Source organism: Tardiphaga robiniae (assembly GCF_001618955.1).
GTDB classification, from domain to species: domain Bacteria; phylum Pseudomonadota; class Alphaproteobacteria; order Rhizobiales; family Xanthobacteraceae; genus Tardiphaga; species Tardiphaga robiniae_A.
On sequence record NZ_LVYV01000034.1, the window covers coordinates 23556 to 41654 of the forward strand.

The window sequence follows — 18099 nt, forward strand, 5'->3', positions numbered from 1 at the left end:
AGAAACTTCAACCGGGAGAGAAAACACAATGAAGAGCTTCAAGGTTCTCGAATTCAACGAGCCGCTGGGCGAGGTCGACGAGCAAACCCCGCAGCCGACCGGCACGCAGGTGCTGATCCGCGTGAAGGCTGCTGGCGTCTGCCATAGCGACCTCCACATCTGGGAAGGCGGCTATGAACTCGGCCACGGCCGCAAGAAGCTGTCGCTGAAGGATCGCGGCATCACGCTGCCGCGCACCATGGGCCACGAGACCGTCGGCGAAGTCATTGCCTTTGGTCCGGATGCGGAGCAGGAAGCGGGCGGCGTCAAGATTGGCGATATCGCGCTGGCCTATCCGTGGATCGGCTGCGGAAAATGCGCGGTCTGTCTTACTGGTGACGAGAACTTGTGTCTCGCGCCGCGCTGCCTCGGCGTGCATTGCGACGGCGGCTATTCAGATCACCTCCTGGTGCCGCATCCGCGCTACCTGATCGACCTCAAAGGCATGGATCCGGTTATCGCCGCGCCCTACGCCTGCTCGGGCGTCACCACCTATAGCGCGTTGAAGAAGATCGAGAGTGATCTCGGCAATCCGATCGTGATCTTCGGCGCTGGCGGCCTCGGCCTGATGGCGCTTGAACTGTTGAAGGCGATGGGCGGCAAGGGCGCCATCGTTGTCGATATCGATGCCAAGAAACGCGAAGCGGCCATCAAGGCGGGTGCGCTTGCAGCCGTGGACGGCAATGCGCCCGATGCGCTGGCGCAGCTCTCGCAGGCCGCCGGTCAGCCGATCCTGTCGGTGATCGATCTGGTCGGCACTCCGTCGACAACGCAGCTCGGCTTTGACGTGCTCTCCAAGGGCGGCAAGCTGATCATGGTCGGCCTGTTCGGTGGCGGCGCCACCTGGGCGCTGCCGCTGATCGCCATGAAGGCGCTGACCATCCAGGGCAGCTATGTCGGCAATCTCCGCGAGACCAAGGAATTGCTGGAGCTGGTGCGCACCAAGAAGGTGCAACCGATCCCGACGACCCCTATGCCGCTCGCAAAGGCCAATGCGGCGCTGAACGATCTGAAAGACGGCAAGCTGGTCGGCCGCGCGATCCTCACGCCGGCGTAAGGTTGAAGCATTCATTCTGACGTTGAGAAGCGGCCTTCGGGCCGCTTCTTTTTTGTCTCGAAGGCAATTAGCCGGCCGTCACGTCCACCAGCTCCTCGCCATCAAGGACGCGCTTCGCCTTGGCGTGGTCGAGATCGCCTTCCCATGCGCCGACCACGACGGTGGCGACGCAGTTGCCGATCAGGTTGCCGAGCGCGCGGGCCATGCCGATGAACCAGTCTACCGACAGCACCAGCACGAGGCCGATGGCGGGAATACTCGGCACGGCATTCAGCGTCGCCGCAAGGATCACGATCGCTGAGCCCGGTACGCCGTGGGCGCCCTTCGACGTCACCAGCGAGACGCCCAGCACCAGCATGAGGTCGCCGAAGGACAGCGGTGTATTCGTGGCCTGCGCGATGAACACGACGGCCAGGGTCAGATAGATCGAGAACGCGTCGAGATTGAACGAGTATCCGGTCGGGATCACGAGGCCGACCACGTTGTCCTTGACGCCAAGCCGTTCGAGCTTGCGCATGATCTGTGGCAGCACTGCATCCGAGGACGCGGTGGCCAGCACGATGGTGAGTTCCTCGCGCAGGTAGTTCAGGAATTTGATGATGTTGAGTCCGGCCAGCGCCATGACGCCGCCGAGCACACCGAAGACGAAGATCGCGACCGAGACATAGAACAGCACGACCAGCGAGACGAGTTGCTTCAGCGATCCGACACCGTAGCGTCCGACCGTATAGGCGACAGCGCCGAGCACGCCGATCGGGGCGAGGCGAACGATCAATCCCATGGCGCGGAACAGAACGGTCGATACGGCTTCGATGAAACTGGAGATGCGTTCACCTTTCTCGCCGCCGACCAGCGCCAGGCTGGTGCCGAAGAGGATGGCGAAGAACAGCACCTGCAGGACGTCGTTGCGCGCCAGAGCGTCGAACGAGGTGGTCGGAATGATGTTGAGCAGGAAGCTGCCGATGCCGCCGCCCTGCAGCTTGTGAGCGTTGTCGGCGACCGTCGTGAGTGCCTTGCCGTCGAGCGAGGCCGGATTGATGTTCATGCCGTGGCCCGGGCCGAACAGATAGGCCAGCACCAGGCCGACAACGAGCGCCAGCGTGGTCATGGCCTCGAAATAGATCAGCGCCTTGACGCCGACCCTGCCGACCTTCTTGAGGTCGCCGGCACCCGCAATCCCATGCACCACCACACAGAACACGATGGGGGCCACAATCATGGAGATGAGTTTGAGGAACGCGTCGCTGAAGACCTTCAGGCCGACGGCGAAGTCCGGCACGGCAATGCCGAGGACGATGCCGAGCAGCAGCGCGACGAGCACCTGCACGAAGAGCGACTGATAGAGAGGCTTGCGGATTGGTTCGATGCCGGTAACCGTAGCTGTAGACATGGTTCGCTCCCCCTGAGGTTCACGAATATTCCAGCAACAACCGTGCCACCGCTAGGTGCAGATGCGTAAAATCTCGCCGCGGTTACGGCGAGCTCTTTTCGCGTCGAGGGGGGATTGAAATCGAGCCGATCGGCGGCCGGGTCGCTCCGGCGGCCATGCGACGATTACTTCTCTTCGTCGGCAATCGCTTCCATCAGGACGACCATCTGGCGCTGGACCGTCTGGCTCTTGATGCGGCTGTAAGCACGAAGCAAGCGGAGGCTGAAAGCGCTATCGAGGAACAGCAAGCTTTCCACTTCGCGGGTCTTGCCATCGCCATCGTAGAAGAACGTGACCGGCACATCGAGCGCCGTCGCAATCTGCTGAAGCCGCGCAGCGCCAACGCGATTGACACCCTTTTCGTACTTCTGAACCTGCTGGAAGCTGACGCCCAGCTTTTCGCCTAAATCCGCCTGCGAAATTTTCTGCTCAACACGACGCAGACGGATCCTCTTGCCCATCTCAATGTCGGGTTTGCCGGCGCTACGTTGCTTCATTCGTCACCATTCAGTTTGTTTGAATAAGGGAGTTTGGTTATATTTTCTTGGTTAGAGCTTCTTAGCCCGAGAGCCCTTAAAGCTAACTTTCAAAGGCATCTCTGTTATACACATCGTCATGACGATTGGGATGGCTGAAATCGTCGCGATACTCGAATTGATCGACACGTAATCGCGAGGGTCATCCAATCGTACAAAAAACCTTGCGGTATTCTGTTGCTACTTCGCACTGCTTGCAAAACTTCCAACGAATACCGGAACTCAATTTCTATCGATACGGGCCTTGCAGCGGAAGCGAAAGTACAAGTTGGTCATCATGCTATACACATGTGACTTGCCTGACGCACGCAGGATAACTGAGAGTCGTTCGCATTCGGAAGCTGCAAATCTCTGGCATGCAGCATTCCATGCGATTTCCAGCTGCAATTTCGCACTTTACGATCTCCTGTGTAGCACCGACGTAATATCACAATTCCGTGGGTGGTTGTTGCTACGTCCCATGCGCACCGGAAGTTTCATTCCAAATTCTCACTGAGAGAGAATTTCATTTGATTCGTGCTGAACGCGACCGGTGCCCGGTGGCGCGCGCCGACTGAGCAATATTGATCATACCGTCCGTTACTAAACATTGCTGTCGGTAATCGCGGAGTAGATCATGGTACGCAGCTCGCGCCGGATCGGATAGGTGCTCGATGGCAACAGCTGCGTCATAAAGATTGCGATCAACTGTTCAGCCGGATCTATCCAGAATGCCGTGCTCGCCGCGCCGCCCCATGCATACTCACCGGCGCTGCCGGGGATCATGGTCTTGGCGGGATTCATCGTCACCGAAAATCCGAGTCCGAAGCCGATGCCGGCATAGCTCGCTTCGCTGAACATCGACTTCGACATTTCGGTGAGATCGCGGCCGCCGGGCAGGTGATTGCTGGTCATCAATGCGATGGTCTTTGGGGACAGCAAGCGCACGTCGCCAAGCGCGCCGCCATTGAGCAGTGCGCGGCAGAAGGTGAGATAGTCAGCGGTTGTCGAACACAGGCCGCCGCCGCCGGAGATCATCGAGGGCGGGGACAAGAATGAACTCGTCGCGGGATCGTCCTGCAAAGTGAGGCCGCCCTTGCCATCGGCGGCGTAACAGGCGGCGAAGCGATGCGCCTTGTCGGAAGGCACAAAGAAGTTGGTATCAGTCATGCCGAGCGGGTCGAAGATGCGCTCCTGCAGAAATTGTTCGAATGGTTTCCCGGCGATCTTCTCGATGAGATAGCCGACCACATCGGTCGAGACCGAATAATTCCACGCGTCGCCTGGCGAGAACTCCAGAGGGATTTTGGCGAGATCTGAAATCATTGACGTCAGCGTACCGGATTTCTCGACCTCGCCGATCTTGAGCGCACGATAAGCGGCATCGACATTGGTGCGTTGCTGGAATCCGTATGTGAGTCCGGATGTGTGCCGTAGCAGGTCGATGATCTGCATCGGACGGGCCGGTGGCTTCGTCAGGAATGGTGCCGTCACGCCAGCCTGAAATACGCCGAGATTTGCCCATTCAGGAATATATTTATGAACGGGTTCATCGAGCGCGACACGTCCTTCCTCCACCAGCATCATGAAGGCGACTGTCGTGATCGGCTTGGTCATCGAATAGATGCGGAAGATCGTATCGTCCTTGACGGGGGCTTTGCGCTCCACATCGGCAAAGCCCTGTGCCGTGCTGTGCACGATTTCGCCGCGGCGATAGACCAGCAGCCGTGTGCCGGGAAGGCGGCCGGCATCGACATAGCGCTGCTTGAGATGCGCTTCGACGCGGGCCAGTGCCGTGGTCGACATGCCGACCTGTTCGGGTGACGCAGACGAAGGGCTCAGGCTTTGGGACGACGGCATTGCAGCATCACTCCGATGTGTGGACGCGGCTCGTTTCTATGGATGAAAATCAGCGGTTGTCCATATGGGTTTGTAGCGCGGCGAGCTTACGTGAAGCTCTGTTTGGTGTATCGTTAAAGATGCAATTGCGTCGTGTTGCTCAGGATGGAATTATGACCCAATTCAATGACACTGAACTCACTGCGGCCGTCATCCAGAGCTTCGACAGGACGCCCGATCCGCGCACGAAATTCCTGCTGCAAGAACTCGTAAAGTCTTTGCACGACTATGTCCGCAGGACCGATCTCACCTTCGGTGAATGGGAAGTGGCGATCGACTTCCTGACCCGCACGGGCCAGAAATGCACGCCGATCCGGCAGGAGTTCATTTTGCTCTCTGACGTGCTGGGCGTCTCGATGCTGGTCGATGCCGTCAACCACAGGGAGCGTGAGGGGGCCACACAGACGACGGTGCTCGGACCGTTCTATGTCGGCGAGCATCCCGTCATGGCGCATGGCGCTGATATCTCTCCGGGCCTCACGGGTGAGCGCATGTTCGTGCAGAGCCGCGTCACCGATCTCGATGGCAAGCCGCTGGCCGGCGTGCCGGTCGATATCTGGCATGCCGATGATGACGGTTTCTACGACTCGCAGAAGGCCAGCTATGCCACGCAGGGCCCCTCGTCGCGCGCGCGCTTCATCACCGACAGTGATGGCCGGCTGTTTTTCCGCACCATTCTGCCCTGCAGCTATCCGATCCCGACCGATGGACCGGCCGGGGATCTTGTGCTGAAGACGGGACGTCATCCGATGCGTCCGGCGCATGTGCACTTTCTCGTCGCAGCTCCCGGCTATGAACCGCTGATTACCCACGTCTTCATCGAGGGCGACGAATATCTCGACTCCGATGTGGTGTTCGGCGTGAAGGACGATCTGATCGCCACTGTCGAGAACCGCAGCGACGCCTTCATGCCTGATGGTCAGCCTGCCACGGGGCCGTGGCATCTGATGACTTATAATTTCCGGATGAAGCCAGGCGAGGGCACGGTTCCTCAGCCGATGATGCCGGAAAAGGCCGAGGCGTAAGCGATCTCGGCCGTCTGCCATCTGCGATCAGGTCGCGCTCCAGTCGCGTTGCGAGAGTTCCTGCAGCGACTCCAGGAAGAACTGATCGAATAGGAACGGGGTTTCACCGGGGAATGCGGGTGGCGCGATGAGGGTGATCATGCCTAACAGCGCGCGGCCGAGTTCGCCGATGCGCTCGGCAAAGGCCTCGAGCCCGCTGCGATCAGAACTCTCGACGACTGCGTGGAGTGCGCCTTTGGTTTGTGCGATCTGTAGATCGACATCGTCGACGGCGCGATCGAGAGCATCGATATCGACATCCACAGTGACAGCGTTGTCTTTGGCGGGAATCAGTGCGTCTTCAAGGACGCTCTTTCGGAACATATGAAGTTGCCGCGAGACATCCTCGAAATGACCGAACGCTGCCGCCGCATTCGCTTCGAGATCGCTTTTGCCCTGAGACAGGATCGCCGCCGCGGACACCACGGTCGCCGCCTTCAGGGTGCTCATCACCTTCCGGAGTGATGCGAGGGCAGGTTCGGTGATCACCGGAATGGTCGGCATGAGGCGGTCCGTTCGAGAGAAACTGGAGCCGGTTGATAGCACCGATCCGCCGGCCGGCGCGCCGACGAGGTCAGTAAAATAACACCTCATCATTCGCTGCCTATTCCGCGTGCGTCGCACAATAAATAAGCGTCCCGCAAGTTTTCGATGCGTGTGGTTCTTCGCGCTGGCGCTGTTGCCTTGGGGTAAGTGGCTGCAATTTATCGAAATTTCCATCACGCGGCGATTGGCACGAACTTTGAATAGTTCTTAGCGACGCCATTGTAGCCGTCACAATCAATCACCAGCCAGCATTGCCATCATGGGGCCTCCCCCAGACGCGCCGCTATGTCCGTACGCCTTCGACCGAAGTGCGCTGTGACGAGGGGCCGATGACGGTGCAGGCCATCCGAGGCGCGAAAGGACGACAGCAGCACATGACGAAGTCAGAGACCAACAAGCCGGGCCGCAAGATCAGCCGCCGTCAGCTTCTGAAAGCCGGCGCGGGAACCGCTGCCTTGCTCGCGGCCGCCCGACTGAACTTCCCTGGCGGCGCCTTCGCGCAGGATACCGGTCCCGAAGTGAAGGGCGCCAAGCTCGGTTTCATCGCGCTGAGCGATGCCGGTCCGCTGTTCGTCGCCAAGGACAAGGGCCTGTTCGCCAAATACGGCATGCCTGATGTGGAAGTGTCGAAGCAGGCCTCGTGGGGCACGCTGCGCGACAATATGGTGCTCGGCTCCGAAGGCAACGGCATCGATGGCGCGCATATCCTGACGCCGATGCCGTACCTGATCTCGTCCGGCAAGGTCACCCAGAACAATCAGCCGACGCCGATGTACATCCTCGCGCGTCTCAATCTCGATGCGCAGTGCATCTCGGTCGGCAATGAATATGCCGATCTGAAGGTTGGCCTCGATGTCGCGCCGCTAAAAGCGGCGTTCGAGAAGAAGAAGGCTGCAGGCAAGTCGGTGAAGGTCGCGATGACCTTCCCGGGCGGCACCCATGACCTCTGGATTCGCTACTGGCTCGCCGCCGGCGGCATCGATCCCGACAAGGATGTTGAGACCATCACCGTGCCGCCGCCGCAGATGGTGGCGAATATGAAGGTCGGCACCATGGATGCGTTCTGCGTTGGTGAGCCGTGGCCCGGCCAGCTCGTGCACCAGAAGATCGGCTACACCGCGGTGAACACCGGCGAGATCTGGAACAAGCATCCGGAGAAGTCGCTCGGCATGCGCGCGGCCTGGGTCGACAAGAATCCGAAGGCGGCGAAGGCCATCACCATGGCCATCATGGAAGCCCAGCAGTGGGCCGACAAGATGGAGAACAAAGAAGAGCTCGCTACCATCATGGGCAAGCGGCAGTGGATCAACTGCCCCGTCGAGGACATTCTCGATCGCGCCCGTGGCAAGTTCGACTACGGGACCGGCAAGGTGGTCGAGAACTCGCCGCACATCATGAAGTACTGGAAGGACTTCGCATCCTATCCGTTCCAGAGCCACGACCTCTGGTTCATGACCGAGGACATCCGCTGGGGCAAATACGAGCCCGGCTTCGACAGCAAGGCCCTCATCGCCAAGGTCAACCGCGAGGATATCTGGCGTGACGCGGCGAAGACCATGGGCGTCGCTGCCGCCGAGATCCCGACCTCGACCTCGCGCGGAAAAGAGACCTTCTTCGACGGCAAGGTGTTCGATCCGGAAAACCCGGCAGCCTACCTCAAGTCGCTCGCCATCAAGCGCGTCGAAGTCTGAAACTCACGTCTGGGACCGATGCGGACTAGCTGAAATGACGGAGACAGTGCGATGAACATGCAAGCTATCAAGACCGAGCCGGCAACGGCACTGGCGAAGCCGCCGGTGGCGAGCGTCGCACTGTCTCCCAAGCAGCCCGTAAGTTTTGAAAGATACGCCAAGATGGCGAAAGAGACAGCGGCGCGGGTAATCCCGCCGTTGATCGTCGTCCTCCTGCTTGGTGTGATGTGGGAGTTGCTGTGCCGGCGCACCGGCTCAACGCTCCCGCCGCCCTCAAAGGTCTACAGGGATACCAAGGAGCTGATCTTCGATCCGTTCTTCGACAATGGCGGTCTGGACAAGGGTCTGTTCTGGCATATCTCGGCAAGTCTTCAGCGTGTCGCCTTCGGCTACTCGCTCGCTGCCGTGGTCGGCATCGCTCTTGGCACGCTGGTCGGCCAGTCGGTCTGGGCGATGCGTGGTCTCGACCCGATCTTCCAGGTGTTGCGCACCATTCCGCCGCTGGCCTGGCTGCCGCTGGCACTCGCTGCCTTCCGTGACGGTCAGCCCTCGGCAATCTTCGTGATCTTCATCACGTCGATCTGGCCGATTATCATCAATACCGCCGTCGGCATTCGCAACATCCCGCAGGATTATCGCAACGTCGCCGCTGTGGTGCAGCTCAATCCGGTGGAGTTTTTCTGGAAGGTCATGCTGCCCGCGGCTGCGCCCTATATTTTCACCGGTTTGCGCATCGGCATCGGCCTGTCATGGCTGGCCATCATCGCGGCTGAAATGCTGATCGGCGGCGTGGGCATCGGCTTCTTCATCTGGGACGCCTGGAATTCCTCACATATGAGCGAGATCATCTTGGCGTTGTTTTACGTCGGCATCGTCGGCTTCGTCCTCGACCGCTTGATCGCGGGTCTGGGCAAGCTCGTCACCCACGGCACGTCAGTCAGTTAATCGGGTCAGCTAAGGAGACATTGTCATGACGCCATATCTGAAGCTCGACCACGTCGACAAGGTGTTCACCCGCGGCAAGGTCTCGTCCGAAGTCCTTAAGGATATCAACCTCAACCTCGGCAAGGGTGACTACGTATCCATCATCGGTCATTCCGGCTGCGGCAAGTCGACGATGCTCAACATCATCGCCGGCCTGACGCGCGCAACGATTGGCGGCGTGATCCTCGAGGGCCGTGAAGTCAATTCGCCCGGCCCTGATCGCGCCGTCGTGTTCCAGAACCACAGTCTGCTGCCGTGGTTGACCGTATACCAGAATGTGCGCCTCGGAGTGGACAAGGTGTTTGCCAAGACCAAGTCCCGCGCCGAGCGCGACGAATGGACGATGCACAATCTCAACCTCGTGCAGATGACTCACGCCAAGGACAAGCGTCCCTCGGAAATCTCCGGCGGCATGAAGCAGCGCGTCGGCATTGCCCGCGCACTGGCAATGGAGCCGAAGGTGCTTCTGCTCGACGAGCCGTTCGGTGCGCTTGATGCGCTGACTCGCGCGCATCTCCAGGACTCGGTGATGGCGCTGCATCAGAAACTCGGTAACACGATCGTCATGATCACCCACGACGTGGACGAAGCCGTACTGCTGTCGGACCGCATCGTCATGATGACCAACGGGCCATCAGCAACTATCGGCGAAGTGCTCGATGTGCCGCTCGCACGACCGCGTCAGCGTCTCGAACTGGCGAGTAACCCGGTCTATCTCGACTGCCGCAAGCGCGTGCTCGAATTCCTGTATGAGCGCCACAAATTCGTCGAGGCGGCGTAAGCATCTTATTACCTCTTGACTTCCGAGGGTAAACCGAATGAATGCGGCTCAGACTTTCCGGATAGCTGCAGATCATGACTCGTTCGATAGGCCTGACGCGCGAAGAGATCATGCGCGTGCAATCCTCGTTCGATCAGATGTGGCCGAACTCCTCGGTCATGGTGGATCTGTTTTATGCCCGGCTGTTCGAGACATTGCCGGAAACGCGCCCGCTGTTTCGTGGCGACATGGCGCAGCTCAAGCACAAGTTCATCGCAACGCTTGCGGTGATCGTCGGCAGTCTCGACAATATCACAGGCCTGCTGTCAGTCATCGGCAAGCTCGCGAAAGACCATGTGCATTATGGCGTGGAGGCCGCGCACTACGAGCCCGTCGGCGAGGCACTGTTCTGGAGTCTGGAGCGGGGGCTTGGCGAACGCTGGACGCCCGACGTCGAAGCGTCGTGGCACAAGGTCTACAATTTCCTGTCGGCGCGCATGATTTCTGCGGCCTATCACTAGAATCACATCGCATTTCATCGCGCGCTGAACATTCGCTCACGCGGCGCGACACACAAGCTCACCTTCCACTGCAAGGAGAGTTAGCATGAATGCGTCTGACGTCGCTCTGGTTCAGGATAGTTTCAGGAAAGTCGCCCCGATTTCTGATGTGGCTGCGGAATTGTTCTACGGCCGTCTCTTCGAGGTTGCCCCACAGGTGAAGCCGATGTTTCGCGGCGACATGAGGGAGCAGGGTCGCAAATTGATGGCGACGCTTGGCGTCGTCGTCACCGGCCTGACGCGGCTCGAAACTGTACTGCCTGCAGCGAGCGCGCTCGCCAAGCAGCACGTGGCCTATGGCGTGAAGGCCGAGCACTATCCGATCGTCGGCGGTGCGCTGCTGTGGACCCTGGAGAAGGGCCTCGGCGACGCCTGGACGCCCGAACTCGCAGCAGCCTGGACCGCGGCCTATGGCACGCTGTCCGGCTACATGATTTCTGAAGCCTACGGCACAGCACAGGCGGCCGAGTAAGGATATGACGTGAGCGAGCCGCTGGTCATCATTGGTAACGGAATGGCAGCGGCCCGGCTCGTGGACGAGTTGGCGAAATGCGCGCTCGGCCGTTACGCCATCGCCGTCATCGGAGACGAACCGCGGCTCGCCTATAATCGCGTATTGCTGTCGTCGGTGCTGGCTGGTGAGGCGACATCCCAGGAGATCGAGCTGAAGCCCGCTGCCTGGTGGCGCGACCGCGGCGTCACGCTGAAATACCGCGCGACGGCGACCGCCATCGATATGGCCGCGCGCGAGGTCACGACATCCACCGGCAAGCATGTGTCGTTCTCAAAGCTCGTCATCGCCACCGGTTCATCTGCACTGCGGCTGCCGGTGCCCGGTGGTGATCTCAAGGGCGTGCATGTGTTCCGCGACAGTCGCGATGTGGACCTGCTGCTCGAACTCGCCACACAGAGGAAGCGCGTCGTCGTGGTCGGTGGCGGCCTGCTTGGCCTCGAAGCTGCCTATGGTCTCGCCAAGGCGGGGGCTGACGTCACACTGATCCATCTGATGGACCGGCTGATGGAACGCCAGCTCGATGCACCCGCAGCGAACCTCCTGAAAACGCTGGTCGAGCGTAAGGGCGTAAGGATTTTGCTCAATGCCAATACGGCGCGTATTCATGGCAGCGATTGTGTCGAGAGCGTCGAGCTCGCCGATGGCCGCACGCTCGACGCCGATGCCGTGATCTTTGCCGCCGGCATCCGGCCGAATACATCGCTTGCCAAGGAAGCGGAAATCCCGGTCAATCGCGGCATTGTCGTCAACGACCAGATGGCAACCGGCACCGACGACGTCTTCGCACTCGGCGAATGCGCCGAGCATCGCGGCACCTGCTATGGCCTCGTCGAGCCTGCCTACGAACAGGCCAGGGTGTTGGCGCGCCATCTAGCGGGCAAGGCTGCTGCCTATACGGGCAGCGTGCTCTCTACCAATCTCAAGGTCTCTGGCGTCAGTGTTTTCTCCGCTGGAGATTTCATGGCAGGCGAAGGCAGCGAGACGCTGCTGCTCAATGATGTCCGCCGCGGCACCTATAAGAAGCTGGTGATCGCAGATGGCGCGCTCACTGGCGCCGTGCTGGTCGGCGATACGCAGGATGCGCTGTGGTACCTCGAACTGATCCGCAGCGGCGCTGATATTTCCGATATCCGCGCCGAGATGATGTTCGGCCGCGCACTCGCCGTCCGCGCGGAGGCGGCGTGATGAACGCGGTCGATCCGCATTTGCACGCCACGCGCACGACATGCCCTTACTGCGGCGTCGGTTGCGGTGTGCTGGCGACGCCGGACGGCAATGGCGGCGCAGCGATTGCAGGCGATCCCGCGCATCCCGCCAATCTCGGTCGGCTCTGCTCGAAAGGATCGGCGCTCGGCGAAACGTTGAGCCTCGACGAGCGCCTGCTGCATCCGATGATGCGCAGCGACGATGGCGAGATGGCGCAGGTCGCCTGGGGCGATGCGCTGGATCATGTCGCCGAGGGATTTCAGAAGGTCGTCGCCGAACATGGCCCGAGTGCCGTGGCATTTTATCTCTCCGGCCAGTTGCTGACCGAGGATTACTACGTCGCCAACAAGCTGATGAAGGGCTTTCTCGGCAGCGCCAATGTCGATACCAATTCGCGGCTGTGCATGGCCTCATCCGTGGCTGGCCACAAGCGTGCGTTCGGCGCGGACACCGTGCCGGGTTGCTATGAAGATCTTGATCAGGCCGATCTTCTGGTGCTGGTCGGCTCCAATGCCGCCTGGTGCCATCCGGTGCTGTATCAGCGCATGCTGGCCAACAAGCAGACGCGGGGCGCACGGATCGTCGTGATCGATCCACGCCGCACCGACACGGTTGGCGATGACGATCTGTTTCTCGGCCTGAAGCCGGGCACTGATACCGCGTTGTTCAGCGGGCTGTTCGCCTATCTCGCCGATAACGCGGCGCTCGATCGCAGCTATATCGATGAGCATACGTCAGGCTTTGACGACGCGCTGGTGCGGGCTAGAACCATCGCCGGCAGTGTGGTGGCGACAGCAAAGGCGACCGGACTCGACGAGATCGATGTCGCGACCTTCTTTCAGATGTTCAAGGCGACGCCGCGTGTGGTCACGCTGTATTCGCAGGGCGTCAACCAGTCGGCGCAGGGCACCGACAAGGTCAATGCGATCCTCAACTGCCATCTGGCGACCGGCCGCATCGGCAAGCCCGGCGCATCGCCGTTCTCGCTGACCGGCCAGCCGAATGCCATGGGCGGCCGCGAGGTCGGTGGCCTCGCCAACCAGCTCGCAGCCCATATGGGCTTCACGCCTGTCGATATCGACCGTGTACGCCGGTTCTGGAAGGCGCCGCATATCGCCACCCATGAAGGCCTCAAGGCCGTGCAGATGTTCGAAGCCATCGGCCGCGGCGAGATTCGGGTGTTGTGGGTGATGGGTACCAATCCCGCGGTGTCGCTTCCGGACGCCGATGCCGTGCGCGCGGCGCTGAGCAAGCTCGATCTGTTCGTGGTGTCGGAGAATGTGCGCTCCAACGACACCGTGAATGCCGGTGCGCACGTGCTGCTGCCAGCACTGGCCTGGGGCGAAAAGTCCGGCACGGTGACCAATTCCGAACGGCGTGTGTCGCGGCAGCGCTCGTTCCTCCGCGCGCCGGGCGAGGCGCGACCGGATTGGTGGGCGCTGAGTGAAGTCGCCAAGCGCCTGGGTTATGGCGCGTCATTTGCCTACACATCGGCCGCCGAGATTTTTCGCGAGCACGCGGCCCTTTCGGCCTTCGAGAACAACGGTAACCGCGACTTCGATATCGGCGGGTTGATGAAGGTCTCGGACGAGGCCTTCGACACCATGGCCCCGGTGCAATGGCCGGTGCGCGAGGGCACGACGAAGCCGCAGGCGCGGTTCTTCGCCGATGGCCAATTCTACGCCAATGACCGGCGCGCGCGTTTCATCGCGCCGGAGGCGCCGGAGCTGCGCACGCAAGTGTCGATCGAGCGCCCGCTACGTTTGAACACTGGCCGCGTTCGCGATCAGTGGCACACGATGACGCGCACGGGCCTCAGCCCGCGGCTCGGCCAGCATATTCCGGAGCCGTTCGTCGATATCCATCCCGACGATGCCGCGCAGTTCGGGATCGTCGATGGCGGCCATGCGCGGCTGACGACCGACTATGGCGAATGCGTGCTGAGGGTCATTGTCAGCGAGCGCCAGCAGCGCGGCATGCTGTTCGCGCCGATCCACTGGAACGACGAGACCGCGGGTTTCGCGCGTGTCGGTGGACTTGTTGCGCCGATCACCGACCCGTTCTCCGGTCAGCCCGAGAACAAGGCGACGCCGGTGGCGATCGTGCCCGCGGCGTTTACACAGCGTGGCTTCGTGCTGTCGCGCATACCGCTGGAGATGCCGTTCGGCGTGCAATGGGCGCGCGTCGCGGTTACGGGCGGCGTCGGTTATCTGCTCTCGGACAGTACCGATGTCGAGACCTGGCAGAACTGGCTGAAGCCGTTGCTGGGCGATGATGCCGCTGAATACGAAGACGTGGGCCAAGGTGTGTATCGCGCAGTGTCGTTCAAGGATGACGGGATCGAGACCTGTCTGTTCATCGGCCCGACGGAAGGGGCGCTCTCCTGGGACGCCGTGAAGGAATTGTTCGCCGCCGAGACCGTGAGCGACGACCAGCGCCGTACACTGCTCTCTGGAAAGTCCGCAGATGGTGCTGCGAGTGCAGGGCCCATCGTCTGCGCCTGCTTCGGCGTCGGCCGCAACACCATCTGCGACGCAATTGCAGCGGGGGCTGGCACCGCGGCCGAGATCGGCGCCAAGCTCAAGGCCGGCACCAATTGCGGCTCGTGCATACCGGAGCTCAAGCGCCTGATAGCCACGAGCGAGGCGGAGCCGGATCAGCAGCGCAAGGTGGCGGCGAGTTAACTCGTCACTTCACCGCGCCCGCGGTCAGTCCGGCCACGATCTGCCGTTGTGCAAACATCGTCAGCAGCAGCACCGGCAGCGTCACGATCAGGGCGGCCGCCGCCAGCGGCCCCCAGCTCAACTGATCGAATGAGATCATGTTGTAGACCGCGACCGGCAGTGTCCGCGTTTCCCGTCCCGCCAGCACGATGCCGAAGACGAAATTATTCCAGGAGAAAATCACCGAGAGGATGAAGGCAACGGCGATGCCGGAGCGAGCGATCGGCAGCGCGACGTGGCGGAACACCTGCCAGCGGGTGGCGCCGTCGATGATGGCGGATTCTTCGAGCTCCATCGGCGTCGTCTCGAAATAGCCGATCATGATCCAGATCACGATTGGCACTGTCACCACGAGATGGATGATGATCTGCGGCCACAGCGTACCCAGGAGGCCAAGCCACTGGAACAGCAGGAATAGCGGGATCAGATAGGACAGGCCGGGCGTGATGCGCGCGATCAGGATCACGATGGCCGATTTGCGCGCACGCATGCGCGCGATGCCGTAGCCGGCAGGCACGCCGATGATGAGAGCGAACAAGGTCGCCGAGCCGGTGACGATCAGCGTGTTGAAGAAATAGGTCATGAATCGCTTGGATTCGATGACGGCGGCGTAATTGCCCCAATTGATGCGCTCGGGGATGAAGACCGGCGGATAGGAGGCATTGTCGATTTCGAATTTCAGCGACAGTGACAGCATCCAGAGGAAGAACAGCACCGCCGGCGAGACGATGACGATGAAGGCGAAGGTCAGGCCGAGTTTGTTGAGAAAGTCCCGCATGATCAGGCACTGCCTCCGGCTTCGTTCCAGTGGGTGCGCTGGCGCAGGTGCAAGAGCGCGCCGGCGAGGGCGACGATGAGCGCAAAGAATACGACCACGATCGCGGAGGCGTAGCCGACGTCGTAATAGACGAAAGCGACGCTGTAGAGATACAGGTTGATAGTTTCCGAGGCGCTGCCGGGACCGCCTTGTGTAATGGCGAAGATGATGTCGAAACTCTTCACGGCGTCGATCATGCGGATCATCGCCGCGATGAACAGGAAGGGCATGATCATCGGCAGCGAGATGTAGCGGAAGGTCTGCCACGGTGTCGCGCCGTCGATCTGGGCGCTTTCATAGGGCTCGGTCGGAATGGCGCTGAGGCCGCCGAGCACGATCAGCATGACCAGCGGCGTCCATTGCCACGTCTCCACCAGCACCAGCGACGGGATTGCGGTGGCGGGATGGAATACCCAGAGCGATGGCGGCAGGCCGAACAGCGACAGCAGATAGTTCAGCACGCCGAGCTGCGGGTGGAACATCATCGTCCACACCAAGGCGATGGCGACCGGCGTCGCCATCATCGGCAGGATGAATAGCCCGCGGAAGAAGCCGCGCAGCGGAAACTTGTTGTTGAAAATCACCGCCGCCAATGTGCCGAGGATCAGCGGCAGCGCGACCGACAGCGCCGTATAGACCAGGGTGTGCCCCACGGATTCCACAAAACGCGCATCGCTTGGCAGCCTGAGATAATTGGCGAAGCCGACGAAGGTCGGCGCTTGGCCGACCTTCCATTCGTGCAGGCTCATCCAGATCGTATAGACCCACGGGAAGATGATGACCGCCATGACGACGATCATCGCTGGAATTACGAACGGCCAATAGGAAATTGGCCGCCACTGTTCTTTCCTTGCAGTCGTTATCTCGGCCGCCGTGGCCGTCTTCGCGGGGGCTTTGCCTGCTGTCAGTTCACTCACGACTTCTCGCTGCGCTCCAGGATCGGCCGGAACTGCTCATGGGCCTTCTTCAGCTCGGTGGCCGGATCCGACCCCGACAGCGTGGCGGTGACGGCGGCGCCGACAAGATCGCGGAATTCGGCGACAGGGACGATGACCGGGAGGCCGAGCTTGCTGATCTTGGCCGAGGCGATCACCGAATCCAGCCACTCCTGGTTCTTCACGCCCTTGCGCACCGTCTCGTCATTGAGGATCGAATTGCGGAACGGCACGCCGCCGCCGCTCTGCAACAGCCGGGCGCCCATGGTCTTTGACACCGCCCACTGGCAATAGAGATAGGCGGCTTCCTTCTTGGTCGAGGTCTTGGCGATGCCGATGCCGTCGCCATAGGCGGCGGAAAATTGCCCTTTCGGTCCGGCCGGCACGACGGTGTAGCCGATCTTGCCGACCACGCGCGACGCATTGGGATCCTCGATCGGAGGTGCCCAGCCGACGCCGTCGATCCACATGGCCGCGCGGCCCTGTGTCAGCGACGCCATCGACTCCATCCAGTTGAAGCCGGCGACGCCGGGAGGTGCCGTCTTGGTGAGGAGGCGCTGATACATCTTGGTCGCTTCGATCGCCTCGGGTCCATCGGTCAGGATATTGCCCTTGGCGTCGAGGAATTCGCCGCCATAGTTGAGGAAGAAATTGGTCCACAGCGTCATGTTGGCGTTGCGTAAGCCCCGGCCGGTGAAGCCATAGATGCCATTGGCGGGATCGTTGAGTTTTTCTGCAGCTACCGCCATCTCATCCATGGTCTTTGGAACTGCGACGCCCTTCTTGGCGAACATTTCCTTGTTGTAGTACAGGATGAAATAGTCGACCGACCAAGGCAGCGAATGCATCTCGCCTTTGTCGTTCTGCGCGAATTGCAGGCCGCCGGCGGAGAAGTCTTCCACCTTCAAGTCCGGTGCCGTCAGGTTCGGATCCTTCATGAAGCCGGTGAGATCGGCGAGCCAGCCGGCCTTTTCGAACTGACGCTTCTGGACGTGGTAGCTGACATGCACGACGTCGAAGCTGGGCTTGCCGGAGGTGAGCTCGATCACGGCCTTCTGGCGCTGCTGCTGCTCCGGGATCACTTCGGACTCGACCTTGATGCCGGTCAGTTCCGTGAATTCGGAGGCGTATTTCTGCAGCAGTTCGCCGCGCGGGCCCTTGATCAGATTGGCTTCAATCGTGGTGCCTGCGTACTTCTTCCAGGCGGGATCGGCGAAAGCTGGAATGCCGGTGAGGCCAAGCGCGCTGGTGGCGAGCGCCCCCTGCACAAAGGCACGACGTGTCGGGCCGTAAAGAGCCATGTGTCATCCTCCCTCGAGCCGCCTTGACCGGCGGTGATTTTATGGTCGCTCCCCGTGGA

Annotated in this window: 16 protein-coding genes; 9 read left to right on the top strand and 7 right to left on the bottom strand. The window is 61.0% G+C overall.

The window, feature by feature from the left end:
- Positions 1 to 28: 28 nt before the first annotated feature.
- Complete coding sequence (locus A4A58_RS20245) at positions 29 to 1096, top strand: alcohol dehydrogenase (protein WP_068735475.1); 1068 nt, start codon at positions 29 to 31, stop codon at positions 1094 to 1096.
- Between the two features lie 67 nt (positions 1097 to 1163).
- Here the strand turns inward: A4A58_RS20245 and A4A58_RS20250 are convergent, their stop codons facing one another.
- The 3 genes from A4A58_RS20250 to A4A58_RS20260 all read right to left on the bottom strand — a co-directional run bounded on the left by A4A58_RS20250 (position 1164) and on the right by A4A58_RS20260 (position 4900).
- Positions 1164 to 2486 carry a dicarboxylate/amino acid:cation symporter gene (locus A4A58_RS20250; RefSeq protein ID WP_068735477.1) on the bottom strand — a complete coding sequence of 441 codons (1323 nt, stop codon included), beginning with the start codon at positions 2484 to 2486 and terminating at the stop codon, positions 1164 to 1166.
- 164 nt (positions 2487 to 2650) lie between these two features.
- On the bottom strand, positions 2651 to 3022 hold the full coding sequence (locus A4A58_RS20255; RefSeq protein ID WP_068735479.1) for a helix-turn-helix domain-containing protein: 372 nt from the start codon (positions 3020 to 3022) through the stop codon (positions 2651 to 2653).
- Between the two features lie 621 nt (positions 3023 to 3643).
- On the bottom strand, positions 3644 to 4900 hold the full coding sequence (locus tag A4A58_RS20260) for a serine hydrolase domain-containing protein (protein WP_068735481.1): 1257 nt from the start codon (positions 4898 to 4900) through the stop codon (positions 3644 to 3646).
- A 152-nt stretch (positions 4901 to 5052) separates the two neighbouring features.
- On the opposite strand from A4A58_RS20260, the gene A4A58_RS20265 reads away from it, so the two are divergent.
- Positions 5053 to 5964, top strand: coding sequence for an intradiol ring-cleavage dioxygenase (locus A4A58_RS20265; protein ID WP_068735483.1), 912 nt, complete (start codon positions 5053 to 5055; stop codon positions 5962 to 5964).
- 27 nt (positions 5965 to 5991) lie between these two features.
- Here A4A58_RS20265 and A4A58_RS20270 read toward each other — a convergent pair whose 3' ends face one another.
- Entirely contained in the window at positions 5992 to 6723 is a 732-nt protein-coding gene (locus tag A4A58_RS20270; RefSeq protein WP_158005712.1) for a hypothetical protein, read from the bottom strand.
- Between the two features lie 200 nt (positions 6724 to 6923).
- Here A4A58_RS20270 and A4A58_RS20275 point away from each other — a divergent pair, with 200 nt between their 5' ends.
- The 7 genes from A4A58_RS20275 to A4A58_RS20305 all read left to right on the top strand — a co-directional run bounded on the left by A4A58_RS20275 (position 6924) and on the right by A4A58_RS20305 (position 14948).
- On the top strand, positions 6924 to 8240 hold the full coding sequence (locus tag A4A58_RS20275; protein ID WP_068735486.1) for a CmpA/NrtA family ABC transporter substrate-binding protein: 1317 nt from the start codon (positions 6924 to 6926) through the stop codon (positions 8238 to 8240).
- A 51-nt stretch (positions 8241 to 8291) separates the two neighbouring features.
- The gene (gene ntrB / locus A4A58_RS20280) at positions 8292 to 9185 is read left to right on the top strand and encodes a nitrate ABC transporter permease (protein ID WP_068735488.1); all 894 of its coding nucleotides are present in this window, start codon (positions 8292 to 8294) and stop codon (positions 9183 to 9185) included.
- A 25-nt stretch (positions 9186 to 9210) separates the two neighbouring features.
- Positions 9211 to 10005, top strand: coding sequence for an ABC transporter ATP-binding protein (locus A4A58_RS20285; RefSeq protein WP_068735490.1), 795 nt, complete (start codon positions 9211 to 9213; stop codon positions 10003 to 10005).
- Positions 10006 to 10079: 74 nt separating this feature from the next.
- Entirely contained in the window at positions 10080 to 10505 is a 426-nt protein-coding gene (locus A4A58_RS20290; protein ID WP_068735492.1) for a globin family protein, read from the top strand.
- A gap of 85 nt (positions 10506 to 10590) precedes the next feature.
- On the top strand, positions 10591 to 11016 hold the full coding sequence (locus A4A58_RS20295; protein WP_068735494.1) for a globin family protein: 426 nt from the start codon (positions 10591 to 10593) through the stop codon (positions 11014 to 11016).
- Positions 11017 to 11025: 9 nt separating this feature from the next.
- Complete coding sequence (locus tag A4A58_RS20300; RefSeq protein ID WP_081421979.1) at positions 11026 to 12243, top strand: NAD(P)/FAD-dependent oxidoreductase; 1218 nt, start codon at positions 11026 to 11028, stop codon at positions 12241 to 12243.
- Positions 12243 to 14948, top strand: a complete 2706-nt coding sequence (locus A4A58_RS20305; RefSeq protein WP_068736244.1) for a nitrate reductase — start codon at positions 12243 to 12245, stop codon at positions 14946 to 14948. The genes A4A58_RS20300 and A4A58_RS20305 overlap by 1 nt, the downstream gene beginning before the upstream one ends.
- Positions 14949 to 14952: 4 nt before the next feature.
- On the opposite strand, the gene A4A58_RS20310 is transcribed toward A4A58_RS20305, so the two are convergent.
- The 3 genes from A4A58_RS20310 to A4A58_RS20320 are packed head-to-tail and all read right to left on the bottom strand — an operon-like array spanning position 14953 to position 18040.
- Positions 14953 to 15765 (bottom strand): carbohydrate ABC transporter permease, encoded by an 813-nt coding sequence (locus A4A58_RS20310; protein ID WP_068735498.1) that lies wholly within the window; start codon positions 15763 to 15765, stop codon positions 14953 to 14955.
- Positions 15766 to 15767: 2 nt separating this feature from the next.
- Entirely contained in the window at positions 15768 to 16667 is a 900-nt protein-coding gene (locus A4A58_RS20315; RefSeq protein ID WP_068736246.1) for a carbohydrate ABC transporter permease, read from the bottom strand.
- Positions 16668 to 16717: 50 nt separating this feature from the next.
- Positions 16718 to 18040, bottom strand: a complete 1323-nt coding sequence (locus A4A58_RS20320) for an ABC transporter substrate-binding protein (RefSeq protein ID WP_068735501.1) — start codon at positions 18038 to 18040, stop codon at positions 16718 to 16720.
- Positions 18041 to 18099: the final 59 nt, after the last annotated feature.

What these genes read in the sequence shown, in the direction of transcription:
- A4A58_RS20245 (WP_068735475.1), top strand. Translation starts at nt 29, where the DNA reads ATGAAGAGCTTCAAGGTTCTCGAATTCAACGAGCCGCTGGGCGAGGTC.
- A4A58_RS20250 (WP_068735477.1), bottom strand. Translation starts at nt 2,486, where the DNA reads ATGTCTACAGCTACGGTTACCGGCATCGAACCAATCCGCAAGCCTCTC.
- A4A58_RS20255 (WP_068735479.1), bottom strand. Translation starts at nt 3,022, where the DNA reads ATGAAGCAACGTAGCGCCGGCAAACCCGACATTGAGATGGGCAAGAGG.
- A4A58_RS20260 (WP_068735481.1), bottom strand. Translation starts at nt 4,900, where the DNA reads ATGCCGTCGTCCCAAAGCCTGAGCCCTTCGTCTGCGTCACCCGAACAG.
- A4A58_RS20265 (WP_068735483.1), top strand. Translation starts at nt 5,053, where the DNA reads ATGACCCAATTCAATGACACTGAACTCACTGCGGCCGTCATCCAGAGC.
- A4A58_RS20270 (WP_158005712.1), bottom strand. Translation starts at nt 6,723, where the DNA reads ATGGAAATTTCGATAAATTGCAGCCACTTACCCCAAGGCAACAGCGCC.
- A4A58_RS20275 (WP_068735486.1), top strand. Translation starts at nt 6,924, where the DNA reads ATGACGAAGTCAGAGACCAACAAGCCGGGCCGCAAGATCAGCCGCCGT.
- ntrB (WP_068735488.1), top strand. Translation starts at nt 8,292, where the DNA reads ATGAACATGCAAGCTATCAAGACCGAGCCGGCAACGGCACTGGCGAAG.
- A4A58_RS20285 (WP_068735490.1), top strand. Translation starts at nt 9,211, where the DNA reads ATGACGCCATATCTGAAGCTCGACCACGTCGACAAGGTGTTCACCCGC.
- A4A58_RS20290 (WP_068735492.1), top strand. Translation starts at nt 10,080, where the DNA reads ATGACTCGTTCGATAGGCCTGACGCGCGAAGAGATCATGCGCGTGCAA.
- A4A58_RS20295 (WP_068735494.1), top strand. Translation starts at nt 10,591, where the DNA reads ATGAATGCGTCTGACGTCGCTCTGGTTCAGGATAGTTTCAGGAAAGTC.
- A4A58_RS20305 (WP_068736244.1), top strand. Translation starts at nt 12,243, where the DNA reads ATGAACGCGGTCGATCCGCATTTGCACGCCACGCGCACGACATGCCCT.
- A4A58_RS20310 (WP_068735498.1), bottom strand. Translation starts at nt 15,765, where the DNA reads ATGCGGGACTTTCTCAACAAACTCGGCCTGACCTTCGCCTTCATCGTC.
- A4A58_RS20320 (WP_068735501.1), bottom strand. Translation starts at nt 18,040, where the DNA reads ATGGCTCTTTACGGCCCGACACGTCGTGCCTTTGTGCAGGGGGCGCTC.